General features: G+C 60.1%; 18 protein-coding genes. 6 read left to right on the plus strand and 12 right to left on the minus strand.

All coding sequences use genetic code 11. The features are described 5' to 3' along the window. Window positions 1-109: 109 nt before the first annotated feature. Entirely contained in the window at window positions 110-1,027 is a 918-nt protein-coding gene (yegS, locus tag ACYZUC_RS28735; RefSeq protein ID WP_461991965.1) for a lipid kinase YegS, read from the plus strand. On the opposite strand, the gene ACYZUC_RS28740 is transcribed toward yegS, so the two are convergent. The 3 genes from ACYZUC_RS28740 to ACYZUC_RS28750 form a co-directional block, all read right to left on the minus strand. Continuing rightward, on the minus strand, window positions 1,011-1,670 hold the full coding sequence (locus tag ACYZUC_RS28740) for a response regulator (protein WP_253404499.1): 660 nt from the start codon (window positions 1,668-1,670) through the stop codon (window positions 1,011-1,013). The genes yegS and ACYZUC_RS28740 overlap by 17 nt on opposite strands. Further along, the gene (locus ACYZUC_RS28745) at window positions 1,667-2,560 is read right to left on the minus strand and encodes a sensor histidine kinase (RefSeq protein WP_461996780.1); all 894 of its coding nucleotides are present in this window, start codon (window positions 2,558-2,560) and stop codon (window positions 1,667-1,669) included. The genes ACYZUC_RS28740 and ACYZUC_RS28745 overlap by 4 nt, the downstream gene beginning before the upstream one ends. A gap of 346 nt (window positions 2,561-2,906) precedes the next feature. After that, window positions 2,907-3,377 (minus strand): hypothetical protein, encoded by a 471-nt coding sequence (locus ACYZUC_RS28750; RefSeq protein WP_461991967.1) that lies wholly within the window; start codon window positions 3,375-3,377, stop codon window positions 2,907-2,909. Between the two features lie 462 nt (window positions 3,378-3,839). On the opposite strand from ACYZUC_RS28750, the gene ACYZUC_RS28755 reads away from it, so the two are divergent. Beyond that, window positions 3,840-4,775: a chemotaxis protein CheV gene (locus ACYZUC_RS28755; RefSeq protein ID WP_084321141.1), complete on the plus strand. Its 936-nt coding sequence runs from the start codon at window positions 3,840-3,842 to the stop codon at window positions 4,773-4,775. A gap of 126 nt (window positions 4,776-4,901) precedes the next feature. Beyond that, window positions 4,902-5,708 carry an MOSC domain-containing protein gene (locus ACYZUC_RS28760; RefSeq protein WP_461991969.1) on the plus strand — a complete coding sequence of 269 codons (807 nt, stop codon included), beginning with the start codon at window positions 4,902-4,904 and terminating at the stop codon, window positions 5,706-5,708. A 71-nt stretch (window positions 5,709-5,779) separates the two neighbouring features. Here ACYZUC_RS28760 and ppnP read toward each other — a convergent pair whose 3' ends face one another. From ppnP to ACYZUC_RS28800, 8 genes are all read right to left on the minus strand, one after another. After that, complete coding sequence (gene ppnP / locus ACYZUC_RS28765; RefSeq protein ID WP_461991971.1) at window positions 5,780-6,064, minus strand: pyrimidine/purine nucleoside phosphorylase; 285 nt, start codon at window positions 6,062-6,064, stop codon at window positions 5,780-5,782. Window positions 6,065-6,133: 69 nt separating this feature from the next. After that, window positions 6,134-6,676: a 3'-5' exonuclease gene (locus ACYZUC_RS28770; RefSeq protein ID WP_461991972.1), complete on the minus strand. Its 543-nt coding sequence runs from the start codon at window positions 6,674-6,676 to the stop codon at window positions 6,134-6,136. 71 nt (window positions 6,677-6,747) lie between these two features. After that, window positions 6,748-8,709 (minus strand): acetyl/propionyl/methylcrotonyl-CoA carboxylase subunit alpha, encoded by a 1,962-nt coding sequence (locus ACYZUC_RS28775; protein WP_461991973.1) that lies wholly within the window; start codon window positions 8,707-8,709, stop codon window positions 6,748-6,750. A gap of 127 nt (window positions 8,710-8,836) precedes the next feature. After that, window positions 8,837-9,634: an enoyl-CoA hydratase/isomerase family protein gene (locus tag ACYZUC_RS28780; RefSeq protein ID WP_461991975.1), complete on the minus strand. Its 798-nt coding sequence runs from the start codon at window positions 9,632-9,634 to the stop codon at window positions 8,837-8,839. Next, complete coding sequence (gene atuD / locus ACYZUC_RS28785; RefSeq protein WP_008044426.1) at window positions 9,631-10,788, minus strand: citronellyl-CoA dehydrogenase; 1,158 nt, start codon at window positions 10,786-10,788, stop codon at window positions 9,631-9,633. The genes ACYZUC_RS28780 and atuD overlap by 4 nt, the downstream gene beginning before the upstream one ends. Window positions 10,789-10,812: 24 nt before the next feature. Further along, window positions 10,813-12,429, minus strand: a complete 1,617-nt coding sequence (atuC, locus tag ACYZUC_RS28790; protein WP_461991977.1) for a geranyl-CoA carboxylase subunit beta — start codon at window positions 12,427-12,429, stop codon at window positions 10,813-10,815. 3 nt (window positions 12,430-12,432) lie between these two features. Further along, the gene (locus ACYZUC_RS28795; protein ID WP_461991978.1) at window positions 12,433-13,302 is read right to left on the minus strand and encodes an SDR family oxidoreductase; all 870 of its coding nucleotides are present in this window, start codon (window positions 13,300-13,302) and stop codon (window positions 12,433-12,435) included. Window positions 13,303-13,314: 12 nt separating this feature from the next. Next, window positions 13,315-15,105 (minus strand): acyclic terpene utilization AtuA family protein, encoded by a 1,791-nt coding sequence (locus ACYZUC_RS28800; protein ID WP_461991980.1) that lies wholly within the window; start codon window positions 15,103-15,105, stop codon window positions 13,315-13,317. A 175-nt stretch (window positions 15,106-15,280) separates the two neighbouring features. Here ACYZUC_RS28800 and ACYZUC_RS28805 point away from each other — a divergent pair, with 175 nt between their 5' ends. The 3 genes from ACYZUC_RS28805 to ACYZUC_RS28815 all read left to right on the plus strand — a co-directional run bounded on the left by ACYZUC_RS28805 (window position 15,281) and on the right by ACYZUC_RS28815 (window position 17,901). Continuing rightward, a complete protein-coding gene (locus ACYZUC_RS28805; RefSeq protein WP_461991982.1) occupies window positions 15,281-15,907 on the plus strand; it encodes a TetR/AcrR family transcriptional regulator in 627 nt (208 codons plus the stop codon). A gap of 93 nt (window positions 15,908-16,000) precedes the next feature. Further along, a complete protein-coding gene (locus ACYZUC_RS28810; protein WP_461996781.1) occupies window positions 16,001-16,795 on the plus strand; it encodes a substrate-binding periplasmic protein in 795 nt (264 codons plus the stop codon). A gap of 101 nt (window positions 16,796-16,896) precedes the next feature. Then, entirely contained in the window at window positions 16,897-17,901 is a 1,005-nt protein-coding gene (locus ACYZUC_RS28815; RefSeq protein ID WP_461991983.1) for a GNAT family N-acetyltransferase, read from the plus strand. A 125-nt stretch (window positions 17,902-18,026) separates the two neighbouring features. On the opposite strand, the gene ACYZUC_RS28820 is transcribed toward ACYZUC_RS28815, so the two are convergent. After that, on the minus strand, window positions 18,027-18,575 hold the full coding sequence (locus tag ACYZUC_RS28820) for an RNA polymerase factor sigma-70 (protein WP_008030278.1): 549 nt from the start codon (window positions 18,573-18,575) through the stop codon (window positions 18,027-18,029). Window positions 18,576-18,742: the final 167 nt, after the last annotated feature.

The following is an 18,742-nucleotide window of genomic DNA, read 5'->3' on the forward strand; positions in this document are numbered from 1 at the left end:
TAGGACCTCAATCCCGGTCTCCTTGAAATAATTAAGTTTCCTGCGACTTTTATGGTGCGCATCGCGGTCAACATCTCCCATGCGAAATGCAAACATGGGGGTTATCACAATGAGCGAACGTAAGGCACTGTTGATTCTGCATGGCAAGCAGGCGCTCAACGAGGAGGTTCGTGCGGCGGTCGAGGGCAAACGCGCACAAGGTTGGGAGTTGGCTGTTCGATTGACCTGGGAGGCCGGCGACGCACGGCGCCTGGTGGATGAGGCGCTGGCGGCGGGCTACAGACAGGTCATCGCTGGAGGCGGTGACGGAACGTTGCGTGATATTGCTGAAGCCATGGCTGCGCAGTCGACGCAGGCCAGCCTGGTGCTGATGCCGTTGGGAACCGCCAACGATTTCGCGCGCGCTGCCGGTGTGCCTCTGGAACCCGCCCAAGCCTTGAATCTTCTGGATACTGAACCGTGTGCCATCGACCTGGGGGAGGTCGGCGGGCAGGTGTTTCTGAATATGGCCACGGGCGGCTTCGGCAGTCAGGTCACGGCCAATACCTCAGAGGACTTGAAGAAAGTGCTCGGAGGTGCGGCCTACCTGTTCACGGGGTTGTCACGTTTCAGCGAGTTGCATGCGGCCTATGGCGAGCTGCATGGCCCGGATTTTCAGTGGAGTGGCGAGCTGCTGGCACTGGGCATCGGCAATGGCCGACAGGCGGGCGGTGGTCACGTGCTGTGCCCACAGGCGCTGGCGGATGACGGCCTGCTGGATATCAGTATTCTGCCTGCACCGCAGGAAGTGGTGGGTACGTTGAAAAGCTTGCTCGCCGACGGCTTCGGTATCGACAGCATGTTTGTGCGCGCCCGTCTGCCATGGGTCGAGATCAAGGTCTCGGAAGGGCTTTACATCAATCTCGATGGTGAACCACTGGAAGGCGACAGCTTGCGTTTCTCGGCGCGCCCGGCAGCACTGCGGGTACATTTGCCCGAGGACTCGCCGCTGCTGAGCGTTCCGGCAATGATCAATCGTCCAGACTGATGATCTGCTCGCGCACGGCGAACAGCACCAGGCCTGCCACGTCGTAAATCTGCAAGCGCTTCATGATTTGCGAGCGGTGGGTTTCGACCGTCTTGATACTCAAACCCAGGCCGTTGGCGATTTCCCGGGTGGATTTTCCGCGAACAATCAGCCGCAGGATTTCCAGCTGACGTGCCGTCAGGTTGTGCGAGTCCGCGGGTTCCGGCTGATGTTTCTGGTTGCGGGTCAGCGCCTGGTTGATGACCGTATGGGCGATGGCCGGGCTCAGGTAGCGCTCGTTGTTGCGCAGGGCATCCAGGGCATGTTCGAGTTCGGTGGCCGTGGTGTCCTTGAGCAGGTAACCGTGAGCGCCGGATTCCAGTGCCTGCATGATGAGCGCCGGGTCGGTGTGCATCGACAGAATCAGTACCTTGCTTTGCGGGCGTACGCGCTTGAGGCGCTGCAAGGCTTCAAGGCCACCGGTTTCCTTCATGGAAATATCCAGCAACACGATGTCCGGGGACAGATGCTCGACCATTTCGAGCAGCTGCGAGCCGTCATTGGCCTCGCCGATGACGGCGTAGCCGGGAATATCCAGCACCAGAGCGCGCACGCCAGCCCTGATAAGCGAGTGGTCATCCACTAGAAGTAAGTTACAAGTCAACGCATAACCTTATTCGTACTGGCCCGTTCGAGCGCACGTGGCGCCCAGGGGAAGAGAGCTTCGATTTGAGTACCTTTGCCCGGTTCGCTGGTGACGGTCAATGTACCGCCCAACTGATCGATACGTTCCGACATTCCGGCCATTCCGCGCTGGCCCTCACGACCCGGATCCGTCGCCGGCGCGAAACCCAGGCCGTCGTCGCTGATCAACAGCGTCAAGCCTTGAGGCTGGCGTTGCAGGCGGACCAACAGATTTTTCGCCTCGGCGTGGCGCAGTATGTTGGTCACCGCTTCCTGAGTGATTCGAAAGGCGGCCACCGCCATTTCTTCGGGGATGCCGGTCAAGCGTGAATGGCATTCCAGGCTCCAGTTCACCGTCGTATTGCCCAGTGTCTTGAGCAAATGCGCACGCAGACTGGCTTCCAGCCCCAGGCTGGTCAGCTGTCTGGGGTTAAGGATGGCTGATACGTCACGCACTTTGGTCAGGGTTTCTTCCAGCGTGTCGCAGAGCGCCGCGCATTGCTCTTGCAGTTCTTCGGGCATTCGGCGTCTGAGCCAATCACTTTGAAGTTTTGCCGCGGTCAATAACTGGCCAATATCGTCATGCAGTTCACGACTGAGCCGGTGGCGTTCGTTCTCCTGAACCTTCAATAAACGGTCGGCGAGCTCTTGAGGCTCGAACTTTATCGACTTGCGCGACAGGCGATGCTGCACCCAGACACACGTCAGCGCTGCAATATTGAGCACCAGCAGACTTAACGGCAAGCGCGTGGACAGACCATAGATCAGCAGGCTGCCGAGCGCCGAGCAGGTACACAACAAAAGCGTGAACCGACGCGCGTTTACTCGGGAGGGGGGCCACATGGTGATTGACTTGAGGCTGGCGTACATAACGGATGGAGCCAATGGATGTTCGCTGCGGGGTAGACCGGTCTAATGGACTGACGGGTCTCTGTCTGAGTCACTCTGCCATTAATTGACGTCAACTAATGGTCGGCATAATACCACTTAACATACCGTTGGTCGCGTTCGGTATATATGTCTATAGAGTCAGGAAATAAAGGTTTTGGACGATAGTTCCACAATGGAAAAGTTTATCGGCAGGAAGGGAATAGTTACTTGTATCGGGCTGTCGTTGATAGGCATGAAATATTCAATTGCGACATGAGCGTGATCAAGTTACAGAGTGACATCTTGGCAATATGAATACGAACCACGGCGTAATTATCGGGTGAAATTAAGCCTGCCGTTCTGAAAAGGAAACGAGCCGGAACGGTTTTGAATTAACCGGCGGCTGAAACTGGTTCTGCCCGACCTGATAGGCAAAGGCTTCGATCAACGAGGTTTGTTCACTGTCGTCGAGGCTGAGTTGGCCAGTGGTCTGATCGATCAGTTCGAGTTGCCAGGCCATCAATGTGAAACAGTCTTTCAACGCCCCCAATGCCTGAGCATGCAGGTCGACGTGGTTTTGGGCATGGTTCAGCAAGCCATGGATATGCAGCGAAAACTCCGAAACGGCGACCAGGGCGAGGGCATCGGCCTTGTTGGCCAGCTTGAGCAGGGTGCTGAGCATGCATTCGATGGCGTCCTTGTCATTGCTGATCAGTTGCAAATGACTCAGGCACTCCTCGGATTTGGCCAGGAGTGTTTCAGCTTCGGCGAGAAACTCCGGGAACCGCTTGGCCCACTCGTTACGGTCGTTCGGCATGCTTATCTCCACAACGTCATGTCAAATGAGGGAATGTCGTGTGTGTCGGCGAGAATGATCTGCGCCATGGCGTTGCCGTGCCGTCGTGAGATCGCGCTCCAGCCGGGCTGTCTGCTGGCGGAGGAGTTCAAGAGGGTGGATGGCCACTGACCTGCGATCGCACACAAAAGCCTGACTCCGTTCATGCAATGAGAATGGCGTCACATTAATGGCTATTGGATATTGCGAATATCAGGTTGGGCCTGATTGTTACTAGGGGAATCCCTTACGCACGGGAACCTAATGGACGAAACAGGGTCGCGCCGCAGGGAGTGAAGCAGATGAAGTGATGGCGCCAGTAAAGCATGATGTTAATGTGACATCAATGCCTGAGCATGGCATTTTGCATCGGGGTCAAGGTCCTGAAAAAACAGCCGATAACCCTCTTTAGTGAATTCATCAGAACAAGACCAGGAGTCATTGATGGCCGGCATTCTCGACACGGTAGACCAACGCACGCAACTGGTGGGTGAGAATCGCCTGGAAATTCTCATGTTCCGCCTGGCTGGGCGGCAATTGTTTGCGATCAACGTTTTCAAAGTGCAGGAAGTGCTGCAACTGCCGAAACTGACCCTGATGCCCCAGCGCCATCCGTTTGTCTGCGGCGTGGTCAACCTGCGTGGCCAGACGTTGCCGGTGATCGACCTGTCCCAGGCCATCGGCATGCGTCCGCTGGTGCCGAGCCCTACCAGCACGATCATCGTCACCGAGTATAACCGCTCCGTGCAGGCTTTCCTGGTTGGCGGTGTGGACCGCATCGTCAACATGAACTGGGAAGCCATTCTGCCGCCGCCGACCAGCGCCGGCCGTCAGCATTACCTGACTGCCATCAGCAAGGTCGATGATCAGTTGGTAGAGATTATCGACGTCGAAAAAGTCCTCGCCGAAATCGTTCCGTACAACGCCAAGGTGTCCCGCGACAAACTCGACGATCCAGTACTGGAACGCGCCCGTGGCCGTGAAGTGCTGCTGGTAGACGACTCCAACGTGGCGCTTTCGCAGTTGCGCGACACCCTCGGCCAGTTGGGCGTGAAGATGCACATTGCCAGCGATGGCTTGAAAGCGCTGAACATGCTCAAGGGCTGGGCGGATACCGGCGTGAACATGACCGACAAATTGCTGATGGTCTTCACCGACGCCGAGATGCCGGAAATGGACGGCTATCGCCTGACCACCGAGATCCGTAACGATCCGCGTCTGCGCGGCCTCTACGTGGTTCTGCATACCTCGTTGTCCGGCAGTTTCAACGACTCGATGGTCAAGAAGGTCGGCTGTGACAACTTCCTCTCCAAATTCCAGCCGGACAAATTGGTCGATGTGGTGCGTCAGCGCTTGATGCTCGACGAAGTGCCTGCCTGATCACGATACAGTTTCCTGTGGGAACGAGCCTGCTCGCTCCCACAGGGTGGGCAATCCAGCTCGCAGTCTTTGATTCGGCGATCAAGCTCGTATAGGGTGGCATTTTTGTCCTCCAGGGAGCTGGTCATGCTGCGTCTGAGCGCGCTTTATCGTTATCCGTTGAAATCCGGCAAGGGCGAGACCCTGCAACAGGTCAGTCTCGACAAACTGGGGCTGGACGGGGATCGACGCTGGATGCTGGTGGACGAGGCCAGCGGGCGCTTCCTGACCCAACGTGCGGTGGCGCAGATGAGTCAGCTGTCGGCGTTGTGGAATGCTCAGGGCGGTTTGACCCTCAGCGCTCCGGGCCACATGCCGATCGATATTGCCTTGCCTGCCAGCGACGCTGAACTGCGTGGCGTGACCATCTGGCGCGACACCTTGCGTGTGCCTGATGCCGGTGACGAGGCGGGGGCCTGGGTCAGTAGATTCATTGGCAAGCCGACTCGCCTGGTGCAAGTGCCGGTTGATCGCGCTCGTACCACACAGGCCGGTTATGGCAAGGACGACGATCAGGTGGCCTTCGCCGATGGCTTCCCGTTGTTGCTGATCGGGCAGGCGTCCCTTGAGGATCTGTCGCAAAAAGTCGGGCGTTCGTTGGAGATGCTGCGTTTTCGACCAAATCTGGTGATCGAGGGCAGCGAGGCGTATGCCGAGGACGGCTGGAAGCGTATTCGTATCGGCGACGTCGAGTTTCGTGTGGTCAAGCCGTGTTCGCGCTGCATTCTGACCACCATCGATCCGCAGACCGGCGAGCGCAGCGATGATCGTGAACCGCTCGCAACCTTGCAGAAATATCGTGCCCAGGAAGACGGTGCGATGTTTGGCCAGAATCTGGTCAATGACGGCAACGGCCAGCTCGAAGTCGGCATGCCGGTCACGATCCTGGAATAAGCGACCCTGAATGAAAAATGCCCGTGTCCAAGGACACGGGCATTTTTTTTGCGCTGTGAAAACCCGGGGTTTTAGCCGCGGTATTCGCACAGGTAAGCGGTGTCGACGGCCACTTTCAGCTGGAATTTGCTGTTGGCTGGCACGTTGAACTGGCTGCCGGCGGCGAAGCTTTCCCAGTCGGTGCTGTCTGGCAGTTTGACGGTCAGGGCGCCGGTCACCACGTGCATGATTTCACGCTGGCTGGTGCCGAATTCGTATTCGCCCGGAGCCATGACGCCGATGGTCGCCGGACCTTCAGCGGTGCCAAAGGCGATCGACTTGACGGTGCCGTCGAAGTACTCGTTGACTTTAAACATGGGCGATTCCTCGAAAAGGGCTAAAAAGGGCCGGCCAGTATGCACAAGGCCCTTGGCGCCGTCACCTCTCTAGAGCGGGAGAATCAGCGGCAACAGACGCGCTGTATTGCGCGCATCTTCCAGTGCCCGGTGCTGCTGACCGGTGAACTGCATGCCGGCCAGTTGCAGGGCGCCATTGAGTCCCAGCGGGCGTTCCAGCCGTCGGGCCTTGGCAAAGCGCTGCTTGAGGTTCATGTGCGGCACGCGGCTCAGTTGGCTGTCGAGTTGCAGGCGCTCCCATTCCTGAAGCAATTGCTTGCGATCGTAATCGCCCCAACTGGCCCAACCTTCCAGCCGCGAATGATGTTGGCCGAGCCAGCGCTCGAAAGCCGGCCAGACCTCGGTCAGCGCCTGTGCGCTGTCGATATTGGCCTGGGTGATGCGCGTCAGCTCACGACAAAACGGCGTGAGCAGGGGCCGTCGCAACGGTCGCACGAAGCGCTGGAAATGGTCCTGCTCACGCCCTTGGCGGTCCACCAGCGTGGCGCCGATTTCGATGATTTCCATTTCCGTAACTGGCCAGCCACCCTCATCGGTGGTGGCTTCCAGATCGATCACCAGCCAGTGAGGCATTGAAGGGTTCCCGGTATCCGCATCCTGATAGGGCTTGAGCGTAGCCAAACCCGACGGATCCGCCTAGCGGCTTATTCGACCTCCAACAAAATCTGACGATTTTTTACCTGATCGCCGACCTTGACCTGCAAGCGTTTGAGCACGCCGTCGATGCCAGACTTTAGCGGATGCTCCATTTTCATTGCTTCCAGCACCACCAGCAGCTGGCCTTTACTGACCGGGCTGCCTTGCGCGACCAGCACGTCGACGATCGCGCCGTCCATTGGCGCCTTGAGCGTGCCTGAGCTGACGCTGGCCTGGCCGCTGACCAGCGCTTGCGTGCGATCCTCCAGGCGCAGGCTACCGGGGCGGGTGAACAGCCAGAGTTGTCCGGCCTCCAGGCGATAGGCATGACGCTGGCGGATGCCGTTGATGTCCAGGGTGGCCCAGCGTCCGTCGCACTGGATGACGTTCAGCTCGAAGGCCTGTGCGGCGACTTCAATCCGGTACGGTTCGCCCGGCACCGCGTTCAATTGCACTGGCCAGTCCCGATCCTCCAGGCCGATGCGATAGTGCAGCGGCACACTGGCGTTGTTGCGCCAGCCGGCCAGCGCGGAGGGATGAGCCTGCGCTGAAGCCTGATAAAACAGCGCCGCCGCAATCGCCAGTTCTTCAGCACTCGGGCTATGCGGATGCAAACAAGGATGGTCGGCGAAATGCGTCGGGATGAACCCGGTACTGAACTCGCCGCTGATGAAGCGTGGATGTTCCAGCAGGCTGGCGAGCAAGCGCTGATTGCTCGGCAAGCCCAACAGCACGCTGTCCTGCACCGCGCGCAGCAACTTGCGCCGGGCTTCTTCGCGCGTGCCGCCGTGGGCGATGATTTTGCCCAACATCGGGTCGTAGAACGGGCTGACGTGTTGACCTTCGATCAACCCATGGTCGATCCGCGCTCCACTCTGCAAAGCCGGTTCCCAGGTGGTGATGCGCCCGGTCTGCGGGAGGAACCCCTGGGTCGGGTCTTCGGCATACAGGCGCACTTCCATGGCGTGGCCGTTGAGTTGCACCTGTTCCTGGCGCAACGGCAACGGTAGCCCTTCGGCGACGTGCAACTGCCAGGCCACCAGATCGAGACCGGTGATCAATTCAGTCACCGGGTGCTCCACCTGCAACCGCGTGTTCATCTCCAGAAAGTAGAACTGCCCGTGCGCATCCAGCAGAAACTCCACAGTGCCAGCGCCCACATAGTTCACCGCGCGACCGGCCTTGAGCGCCGCTTCCCCCATGGCCTGGCGCAGCTCGGCGGTCATGACCGGGCAGGGCGCTTCTTCGATGACTTTCTGATGGCGACGCTGGATCGAACAGTCGCGTTCGCCGAGGTAAATCAGGTTGCCGTGTTGGTCGCCGAACAGCTGAACCTCAACGTGACGCGGATCGATTAGCGCTTGCTCGAGGATCAGTTCGTCGCTGCCAAACCCGTGCAATGCCTCGGAGCGCGCGGTGCGAATCTGTGCGAGCAAATCCCCTGCATCGTGTACCAGACGCATGCCGCGCCCGCCACCGCCGGCACTGGCCTTGATCATCAGCGGAAAGCCGATGCGTTCGGCTTCGCGGCTCAGGGTCGCGTCGTCCTGCCCGGTGCCTTGATAGCCTTTGATGCAGGGCACACCGGCATCGAGCATGGCGAGTTTCGACAGGCGTTTGCTACCCATCAGTTCGATGGCTTCGGGGCTGGGGCCGATGAAAGTGAGGCCGGCGTGCTGGCAGGCGCGGGCGAATTCGGCATTTTCCGAGAGGAAGCCGTAGCCGGGGTGGATTGAATCGGCACCGGTGCGGCGGGCGGCGTCGAGGATGGCCGGGATGTTCAGGTACGACTGCTGCACCGGGGCCGGGCCGATGTTGACGGCTTCGTCGGCGATTTGTACGTGCAAGGCATCCGCATCTGCGTCGCTGAACACGGCGACGGTGCGGTAGCCCAACGCTTGGGCGGTACGCTGGATACGGCAGGCGATTTCACCGCGGTTGGCGATCAGGATTTTTTTCAGGGCGGGCATGGTTTATTCCCTTGGTTTTTGCGGTGAAAGTGATGGCCTCTTCGCGGGCAAGCCTCGCTCCTACAGTGGTCACCAAAAACCTTGTAGGAGCGAGCGGTGCGGCGATCCGACTTGCCCGCGAAGCCTTTTAAGGCGCCCATCCCGGTTTACGCTTCTGCACGAAGGCCATCGTGCCCTCGACGCCTTCCGCTCCGGTCACCGCTTCGCTGAACCACTCGGCCGCTTCATCCAGCAGTGCGCCCGAAGGCTGGCCGGTACTCGCCAGCAACAGTTTTTTGGTCGTCGCATTGGCCCCCGGCGCGCAGCACAGCACGTGCGCCAGAACTTCACCGAGACGCTCGGCCAAGGCTTGCGCGTCATGCTCGACAAAATGCACCAGCCCCATGCGCCGCGCCTGGGTGCCATCGAATCTCGCCGCCGTCAGCGCCAGGCGCCGGGCCTGAGTCAAACCGATGCGCTGGACCACAAACGGCGCGATCTGCGCGGGCAGTACGCCGAGGCTGGTTTCCGGCAGCCCGAATTGCGCCTGATGATCCGCCAGCGCGACATCGCTGACGCAGGCCAGGCCCAAACCTCCGCCAAGCACTGCGCCTTGCAGCACGGTGATCACCACTTGCGGTGCGTGTTGCACCTCTTGCAGCAGCGCGCCGAACGCACGGTTCAGATCGCGGAAGGCGTTCGCGCCCTGAGCACGGGCGTTGGCCATGTCCTTGATGTCGCCACCGGCACAGAAATGTCCACCGGCACCGCCGATCACCAAGGCCCGTATCGCACGGTCATCGCGCACGGCCAACAGCACCGCACGCAGTTCAGCGACCATCAGCAGGCTCATGGCGTTGCGGCTTTCCGGTCGGTTGAGTGTGATGTGCAGCACGCCGTTATGCGGTTCGAGCAATAACGTCTGGCAATCCGGCAGGGTGCTCATTTCTTTTTCCCCGGCAGGATGCCCATGAGTTTGCAGATGATCCCCAGCATGATTTCGTCGGCGCCGCCGCCAATCGACACCAGCCGCACATCGCGGTAGGCGCGGGCCACGGGGTTGTCCCACATGAAGCCCATGCCGCCCCAATATTGCAGGCAACTGTCGCTGACTTCGCGGCCCAGTCGCCCGGCCTTGAGTTTGGCCATCGACGCCAGACGCGTGACGTCCTGACCTTTGATGTACTGCTCGGTGGCCTGATAGACCAGTGCCCGCAGGCATTCGATTTCGGTTTGCAATTCGGCGAGGCGAAAGTGGATGACCTGATTGTCGATCAGCGCATTGCCGAAGGTTTTACGTTCCTTGCAATACTCGATGGTGCTGTCGATGCAGTATTCCAGGCCCTTGATCATGTTCGCCGCGCCGAACAGGCGTTCTTCCTGAAACTGCAGCATTTGCATCATGAAGCCCGCGCCTTCATGGCCGATGCGGTTGCGTTGCGGCACGCGCACGTTGTCGAAAAACACCTGGGCGGTTTCCGAGCTGCGCATGCCGAGCTTGTCCAGGTGCGAACTGAGGCTGATCCCCGGCGTGTTCATCGGCACCATGATCAGCGACTTGTTGATGTGCGGTTTGTCGTCCGAGGTATTGGCCAGCAGACAAATGAAATCGGCGCTTGGCGAGTTGGTGATCCACATTTTGCTGCCGTTGATCACGTAGTCGTCGCCGTCCTTGCGGGCGGTGGTTTTCAACCCGGCCACGTCGGAACCGGCGCCGACTTCGGAAACGCCGATGCAACCGACCTGTTCGCCGGTAATGGCAGGGCGCAGAAACTCTTCACGCAGTTCATCGGAACCGAAACGCGCCAGCGCCGGGGTGCACATGTCGGTCTGCACGCCGATGGACATCGGAATGCCGCCGCAATGAATGGTGCCGAACTCCTCGGCGGCGACAATCGAATAGCTGTAGTCGAGCCCCATGCCGCCGAATTTTTCCGGTTTGGAAATTCCCAGCAGGCCCAGGTCACCGGCCTTGCGGAAAATTTCGTGGATGGGAAAGCGCCCGGCCTTTTCCCATGCCTCGACGTGCGGGTTGATCTCGTTTTCGACGAATTGACGAACGGTGCGGCGCAGTGCTTCGTGTTCCTGGGTGAAGATCATTTTTATTGTTCTCCTCTGGCCGGTTCAGAACCGGGCTACGCCAAAACTGTTGGTTTGCAGCGGCCGCACATCGGCCTCATGACAGATGTCCAGCAAGTAACCGAGCAGGGTCCGGGTGTCCCGCGGATCGATGAGCCCGTCGTCCCACAGACTGGCGCTGCCATACAGCGCGGTGGACTGGCTGTCGAGTTTCTGTGCGGTGACCTGCTCCAGCATGTCGAGCATTTTCGGGTCGGGTACCAGGCCGTCCTTGAGCTGTTTGGCTTCGGTGACGATGCGCAGCACCTTGCCGGCCTGCGCGCCGCCCATCACCGCCGTGCGGCTGTTGGGCCAGGCGAAGATGAAGCGCGGGTCGAGGCCGCGACCGCACATCGCGTAGTTGCCGGCGCCATAAGAGCCGCCGACGACGATGGTCAGTTTCGGTACGCGGGCGTTTGCCACCGCCTGAATCATCTTCGCGCCGTGCTTGATCACGCCTTGCTGTTCCGACTCGGTGCCGACCATGAACCCGGTGGTGTTGTGAAAGAACAGCAGCGGCGTCTGGCTCTGATCGCAGAGCTGGATGAATTGCGCAGCTTTACTCGCCCCTTTGGGAGTGATCGGGCCGTTGTTGCCGATGAATCCGCAGGCGCGCCCCTGAATGTGCAAATGGCCGCAAATGGTTTGCTGATCGAACTCACCCTTGAACTCAAGGAAGTTCGAGCCGTCGGCAATCCGCGCAATGATTTCGCGCACGTCGTAGGGCTTTTTCGGATCGTCCGGGATCAGCCCCAGCAGCTCGTCGATAGGGTAGAGGGGGTCTTTCCACTGCCGTTCGGGCAACCATTGCAACTGCTCGTTCCATGACAACAGGCTGACAATCTCGCGCACCAGGCGCACGCCATCGGCATCGTTCTCGGCCAGGTATTCAGCGGTGCCGGCGGTTTGCGCGTGCATCTCGGCACCGCCCAGTTCTTCGTCGGTCGCCACTTCTCCGGTCGCGGCTTTCAGCAATGGCGGGCCGGCGAGAAACAGTTTGGCTTTGCCACGCACCACTACCGTGTAATCCGAGAGCCCTGGCTGATAAGCGCCGCCCGCCGTGGCCGAACCGTGGACCACGGTGATCTGCGGCAACCCCATGGCTGACATCCGCGCCTGATTGGCAAAACTGCGCGCGCCTTCGACGAAAATCTCCGCTGCGTAATTGAGGTTGGCGCCGCCGCTTTCGGCGAGGGTGATCACCGGCAGTTTGTTCTCCATGGCGATCTGTTGCAGGCGCAGGGACTTTTTCAAACCGCTGGGGGAAATCGTCCCACCCTTGATCGCGCTGTTGTTCGCCACGACCAGAACCCGCACGCCGGACACGTAACCGATCCCGGCAATCAAGCCGCCGCCGGCTGAGCTGCCGTCTTTGTCGTCATGCAATTTGTAGCCGGCCAGGCTCGCCAGTTCGAGGAACGGTGCACCGGGGTCGAGCAAAAGGTTGAGGCGTTCGCGGGGCAGTAATTGCTCGCGCTTGTCGAACTTCGGTTTGGCTTCGGCCGCTTTGTTCAGCAGGTTCTGTTCGAGCTGACGGACTTGCTCGATCCCGGCCAGCATCGCTGCACGGTTCTGGGCAAACTGGTCGCTGAACGGGTCGACTTGCGACTGAATCACCGGCATGACTTATTCCTTGTCCTTGAGCACGTCCGGCAAGTACGCGCGATGGAAACCGTTGTACGACTCACTGATCTTGGCCTTATGGATCGGCCACGCCCGACCGCCCAGGCTGGCGGCACCGTCGATGCGCAAAGTGCTGCCGCTGACGAACGCCGCGGCGGGGCTGAGCAGGAATACGATTGCTGCACTGACCTCCGACTCGGTGCCGATGCGTTTCAATGGTACGTGTTCGCGCAGGGTCGGAATCACGGCTTTGAACGCGCCTTCGTAAGTGTCCATGCCGCTGGAGGCGATCCAGCCCGGCGCCACTGCATTGACCCGCACCCCGGCGTAACCCCATTCGAACGCAGCGGTCTTGGTCAGGTTGTCCATGCCCGAGCGCGCCGCGCCCGAGTGGCCCATGCCGGGCATGCCGTTCCACATGTCGGCGAGCATGTTGACGATGGCGCCGCCGTGTTGGCTCATGGATTGATTGAACACTTCCCGGGCCATCAGGAAACCGCCCACCAGGTTGGTGCGCATCACGGTTTCGAAACCCTTCTGGTTGATCGAGGCCAGTGGTGAGGGGAATTGGCCGCCGGCATTGTTGACCAGTCCGTGGATCGGACCGTGCTTGCGGATCAGTTCGCTGACCAGATGCTTGACCGCTTCTTCGTCGCGAATATCGCAGGTCTGCCAATCGGCCTTGCCGCCATCCTCGGTAATCTCGGCAACCACGGATTTCAGTTTGTCGGCCTTGCGCCCGATCAACAGCACATGGGCGCCGAGGGCCGCCAGTTCATGGGCGGTGCAGCGACCGATGCCGCTGCCGCCGCCGGTGACGATGATGGTTTGGCCAGCAAACAGATCGGCTTTGAAAATCGAATCGTAGGCCACGGCGGCAGTCCTCTAGTTGACCTGGTCGGCGATGCGCTGCGGCACCGGAATCTGGATGTCCAGCAGTTGTTGGGCGAAGGCTTTGCCTTGCGGATCGATCCGCAGACTGGCCACGCCACCGCCGCCAAGGGCGTTTTCCAGCAAGAAATTCAGGCTGTGGGTCGCGGGCAAGTACCAGCGCTCGACGCGCCCGTGAACCGGGTCGAGCACATGGCTCATCCAGTCGACCATCACTTCCGGGGTCAAGGCTTCGGCGATCCACGGAAGGTACTCCGGCTCGCGCGCCATGACGCCGATGTTGCTGTGATTGCCCTTGTCACCCGAGCGTGCGACCGCGAGCTTGATCAGGGCCACGCTGGCATCGGCGCGACCGGTGGGTTTCGGTGGGTCGTACGGCACCGGCAGGTCCGCGGTGGCGAGCGCGTCGAGGGCGGGCAGGGCGCACGGATGACGCTGACCATTGAGATCAATGTCCAGCGTGCAGGCGGATTTGTCGATGAGGAACGAGAACAGCCGGATCAGCGGATACACCGTCGGCCGTCCGCCGACGATCCCGGTCAACCCCGGCGCCATGCCAGTGGCGGCCTGGGCGATTTCCCGGGAGAACACGATCAGCGCCTGTTTGTTCGGGTGGCGCACGGCGAGTTTGATCACCACTTCGCGGCTGTCCTGACGCTGGCCATGGGGGCCGTACGTGGCCTCGCTGCCGAGCAGTTCAATATTGACTTCGCTGTAGGGCGGCCAACCGCGCTGACTGAAGATTTCCGAAGTCTTGTTGATGATCGCTTCGCTGACACGCCGCGCCTTGTCCACTGCGTCGATCCCGGCGATCAGGCAACTGGCGGTGCAGCGAAAACCGTCCGGATATGTCGCGCTGACCTTGTACTGGCCGGTGGGCGGCAAGCCTTTGGCGCCGTGTACCTGAACTGCGTTCTTGCCTTGTTGCTGAAGTTTGACCTGGGTGAAATCGCAGATCACATCGGGCAGCAGATAGGCCTGCGGGTCGCCGATTTCATAAAGCATCTGCTCGCCGACCGTGAGTGGCGTGACCAGGCCGCCGGAGCCTTCGGGTTTGCTGACGATGAACTGGCTGTCGGCGCTGACTTCGACGATGGGGAAACCGATGTGTTCGTAGTCGGGCACGTCGCGCCAATCGGTGAAGTTGCCGCCGGTGCACTGGGCGCCGCATTCGATGATGTGACCGGCGAGTGCGGCTTGCGCGAGTTTGTCGTAGTCGTGCCAGGACCAGCCGAATTCATGCACCAGTGCAGCGCTGACCACGGCGCTGTCGACCACGCGCCCGGTGATGACGATGTCCGCGCCCAGGCGCAAGGCTTCGACGATGCCGGGTGCACCGAGGTAGGCGTTGGTGGAAACGCACATCGGCGGCAAGGGCGCGCCGCTGAACATTTCGTGGAGGCCGCGGGTGCTCAGGTGTTTGAACTGTGGTTGCAGGTCATCACCCAGCAACACGGCGATTTTCAGCGCCACGCCGGCCTTGTCGCAGGCCACTTGCAGGGCAGCGGCACAGGCCTGTGGGTTGACGCCGCCGGCGTTGCTGATGACGCGGATGTTCTGTGCGGCGAGCTGCGTGAGCAGCGGGCTGAGCACTTCGATGAAGTCGCTGGCGTAGCCGGCCTGAGGATCTTTCATTCGCGCACCGGCCATGATCGACATCGTGATCTCGGCCAGATAATCGAACACCAGGTAATCCAGGCGTCCGCCTTCCACCAGTTGCGCGGCGGCGGTCGAGGTGTCGCCCCAGAAGGCGCTGGCGCAACCGATGCGAACAGTTTCAGGCACAGCCCTTTCCATAGCCACCTCCCTCAGACGTGTATCGAGACTACCAAGCAAGCGCTTGGTTTGTAAACGACTTAAATATCTTCTGCCCGAGCGCTTGCTTGGTTGCCTTCGTCAGCTTAAATTGCCCGCGCAACCCCGCTGTTTTAGCGGTGAGTACGACTGTAGGAGAGAACGGTTGGACGAGCAAAAAGCCCTGAGGGTAATGCGCGAATTGGTCGACAACGGCCAGTTGACCGACCCGGACAGCGCCCGTGGCAAACTGCTGCAAGTGGCGGCTCACCTGTTCCGCAACAAAGGCTATGAGCGCACCACGGTGCGTGATCTGGCCGGCGCGGTGGGCATTCAGTCGGGGAGTATTTTTCATCACTTCAAAAGCAAGGACGAGATCCTGCGGGCAGTGATGGAGGAAACCATTCGCTACAACACCGCGTTGATGCGTGCGGCGATCGCCGAAGCCGAAAACGTGCGCGAACGGGTACTGGCGCTGATTCGCTGTGAGTTGCAGTCGATCATGGGCGGCAGCGGCGAGGCCATGGCGGTGTTGGTGTACGAATGGCGCTCGCTGTCCGAAGACGGACAAGCGAAGGTGTTGGCGTTGCGCGACATCTATGAAGACCTCTGGCTGCAGGTGCTGGGGGAGGCCAAGGACGCGGGATTCATCCGCGGGGACGTGTTCATCACCCGGCGTTTTCTGACCGGTGCGCTGTCCTGGACCACGACCTGGTATCGCCCGGATGGCAGCGTGAAACTCGATCAATTGGCCGATGAGGCGTTGATTCTGGTGCTCGAAGAAAAACAATAGTGTTGCTCGGAGCCGCAGGAAACTGGCTAAGTGGCCGAAACCGCCTAGCTTGAATGAATTGATGCGTACTTTTTTGGGGAGTGGGTTGTTTTGATTTCTTCGCCAATTCGGACGGCCTCGCGGCTTTTTCTGGCGGCGCTTGCGGCGCTTTGGGTGTTGCCGTCTCCGGCGGCTCAACTGGTGCGGGTCGGTGCTGCGCATTTTCCGCCGTACACCGTACGCCCGGAATCCGGTGCTGACACCGGGCTTCTGCCGCAATTGGTGGAGGCGCTCAATGCCTTGCAAACCGACTATCAGTTTGTGCTCGTGCCGACGTCCATTCCGCGTCGCTTCGGTGACTTCAAGCAGAGCCGGGTGGACATGGCCATTTTCGAGAACCCGAACTGGGGCTGGAAGGACATTCCCCACGTTAGCGTCGACATGGGTCTGGAAGATGCCGAGATTTTTGTCGCGCAGCGGATTCCCAATCGTCAGCAGAACTATTTCGCCGACCTCGCCGGCAAGCGTCTGGCGCTGTTCAGCGGCTATCACTACGAATTCGCCAACTTCAATGCCGACCCCAAAGTCCTCGCGCAAAACTACAACGCCACGCTGACCTATTCCCATGACAGCAACCTGCTGATGGTGCTGCGCGGGCGCGCCGACATTGCCCTGGTGACGCGCTCCTACCTGAGCGATTACCTGCTGCGTAACGAGAAGGTCGCCGATCAGTTGCTGGTGTCCGAGCGCATCGATCAGGTCTATCACCATTACGCCATTCTCCGCCCGACGGCGCCCATCAGTGGTGTTGCGTTCGGCAAGTTGCTGCAAGGGTTGCGGGACAACGGCCAGATGCTGAAGATTTTCGATCCGTACAAAATCGCCGTGGTGCCGATTCCGGGCAGCTGAGATCGCGTCGCCGGGCAGCGTTTTTGCCGACCTTCCTTAAATTTCCCGCGCTGGCTCACGTCACTTCGTTGAACTGTCGACGATTATCGTGAGCCCGACCCATGCCCAATCTGAATGACCTGACTGCCCTGGCTTTGCCTTCAGGCAACCGCCTTGTGGCGGATGAAACCGAAAACCGCCTGAACCTGAGCCTGGACGCGCAACCGCTGATTACCCTGCGGCTGACCCGTGAGCCCGAGTTGCACGTGCACGTCGAGGCGCGCGTCGACACTCAGGCCGTGTGGGCCGCCGGTTATTGGCTGTTTGCCCGTGACCCGGCTTGCCAGCGCCTGACCTGGCACCTCGATGAAGCACCTGCCGAAGCCTTGCTCAGCGGTTTGCTGGTGTCGACCGAACTCGCCGACCAGTATCGCTGCGAGCGCACGCTGTTCTGGCAGTTGCCGCAGCCTTGGCTGGGGACGTCGCTGACCCGCAGCTACCCACAGCAAATGGTGATCAGCGCTGGCAAGCGTCATCCATTGCGCCCGGTGAAACCGCGCGGTGAAGTCTATCGACGTTTCGATGCGCGGCTGGGTGCGTGGATTTCCCTGCGTACGCTGGACATCGACCTGGACCTGACGCGGTTCAATCGCTGGCAGAACAGTGCGCGGGTGGCGAGTTTCTGGCAGGAAGAGGGCAGCCTTGAACAGCATCGCGAATACCTGAGCAAACTCGACGCCGATCCCCACACGGTGACGTTGATCGGATGTTTCGATGACCAGCCATTTGCTTATTTCGAAGCCTACTGGGCCAAGGAAGACCGCATTGCGCCGTTCTACGATGTCGATGATTACGACCGTGGCATTCACATGCTGGTCGGCGAGGAAAACCATCGCGGTCCGCACAAGGTGGCGAGCTGGTTATCGGCGTTGACGCACTACCTGTTTCTCGATGATCCACGCACCCGGCGGGTGGTTGCAGAGCCGCGTGCCGACAACGCGAAGATGATCGGGTACATGCAGGGGCAGCGCTTTCATTGCGAGAAAGAGTTCGACTTCCCGCACAAGCGCGCGGCGTTGATGGTGTTGGGGCGGGAGCGGTTTTTTGAGCGGTGTGTGTTGGCGTGATTCGTAGGGTTCAAGATCGGTTGTGGTCTTGAGTCCGCCTTCGCGGGCAAGCCTCGCTCCTACAGGTTAGTGTCGTTTTGGGGAGCGACACGGACCTGTAGGAGCAAGGCTTGCCCGCGAAGCTTTTAACGGCGGGAGAAAGTATCTGCGCGACTGCCCGACACCTTGCGGCAATGCACCAGCGCGTCGCGAATCATGAAGTTCACCAGGGTCGGCGAAACACCCAGTTCCTTGGCGATATCCTTTTGCGGCACGCCGTGCAGGCGGTACATCTCGAAGGCATAACGGGTGCGGCTCGGCAGCTCCGTCAGCGCGTCGGCGATGTTTTCCAGGGTCGAAAAATTGATGTGCGAGGTTTCCGGCGAAGCGCCTTGAATCACCACGTTCAGCCCTTCTTCTTCAGGCCCCGAATACTTCTGCTCCAGCGCCTGTTTGCGGTAATGGTCGATCGCCAGGTTGCGCACGATCTGGAACAGGTAACTGAGCTGAGCCTTGATCGAGGAGGTGATCTGCGGCGCCGATTGCAGGCGGAAGAACGCATCCTGAACGACATCTTCGGCACGTGACCGGCAGCCGGTAATACGGGCGGCAATCTTGACCAGAATCAGTCGATTGTCCACGAATGCCTGAAGTAGCGGTGAATCGCACCTGCTTGTGGATACTTGTTCCGTCATGGAAATCACCTTGCTGCAAATGGGGTCGTGGGACGACAAGAGAATCGGAGCCGTCCTACACATCGAGCGACAAATTATTCTGAATGATAATGATTGTCAATTGAGAAAGAGAACTAATCCTTCTCTGAGGTGCGCAGTGAGAACTGCGACACGCTGCCGCACTCAGC

The sequence above is a fragment of the Pseudomonas sp. GT1P32 genome, assembly GCF_054897805.1.

Coding starts and splice junctions, on each gene's coding strand:
- yegS (WP_461991965.1), top strand. CDS start 110: ATGAGCGAACGTAAGGCACTGTTGATTCTGCATGGCAAGCAGGCGCTC.
- ACYZUC_RS28745 (WP_461996780.1), bottom strand. CDS start 2,560: ATGTACGCCAGCCTCAAGTCAATCACCATGTGGCCCCCCTCCCGAGTA.
- ACYZUC_RS28750 (WP_461991967.1), bottom strand. CDS start 3,377: ATGCCGAACGACCGTAACGAGTGGGCCAAGCGGTTCCCGGAGTTTCTC.
- ACYZUC_RS28755 (WP_084321141.1), top strand. CDS start 3,840: ATGGCCGGCATTCTCGACACGGTAGACCAACGCACGCAACTGGTGGGT.
- ACYZUC_RS28760 (WP_461991969.1), top strand. CDS start 4,902: ATGCTGCGTCTGAGCGCGCTTTATCGTTATCCGTTGAAATCCGGCAAG.
- ppnP (WP_461991971.1), bottom strand. CDS start 6,064: ATGTTTAAAGTCAACGAGTACTTCGACGGCACCGTCAAGTCGATCGCC.
- ACYZUC_RS28770 (WP_461991972.1), bottom strand. CDS start 6,676: ATGCCTCACTGGCTGGTGATCGATCTGGAAGCCACCACCGATGAGGGT.
- ACYZUC_RS28775 (WP_461991973.1), bottom strand. CDS start 8,709: ATGCCCGCCCTGAAAAAAATCCTGATCGCCAACCGCGGTGAAATCGCC.
- ACYZUC_RS28780 (WP_461991975.1), bottom strand. CDS start 9,634: ATGAGCACCCTGCCGGATTGCCAGACGTTATTGCTCGAACCGCATAAC.
- atuD (WP_008044426.1), bottom strand. CDS start 10,788: ATGATCTTCACCCAGGAACACGAAGCACTGCGCCGCACCGTTCGTCAA.
- atuC (WP_461991977.1), bottom strand. CDS start 12,429: ATGCCGGTGATTCAGTCGCAAGTCGACCCGTTCAGCGACCAGTTTGCC.
- ACYZUC_RS28815 (WP_461991983.1), top strand. CDS start 16,897: ATGCCCAATCTGAATGACCTGACTGCCCTGGCTTTGCCTTCAGGCAAC.
- ACYZUC_RS28820 (WP_008030278.1), bottom strand. CDS start 18,575: ATGACGGAACAAGTATCCACAAGCAGGTGCGATTCACCGCTACTTCAG.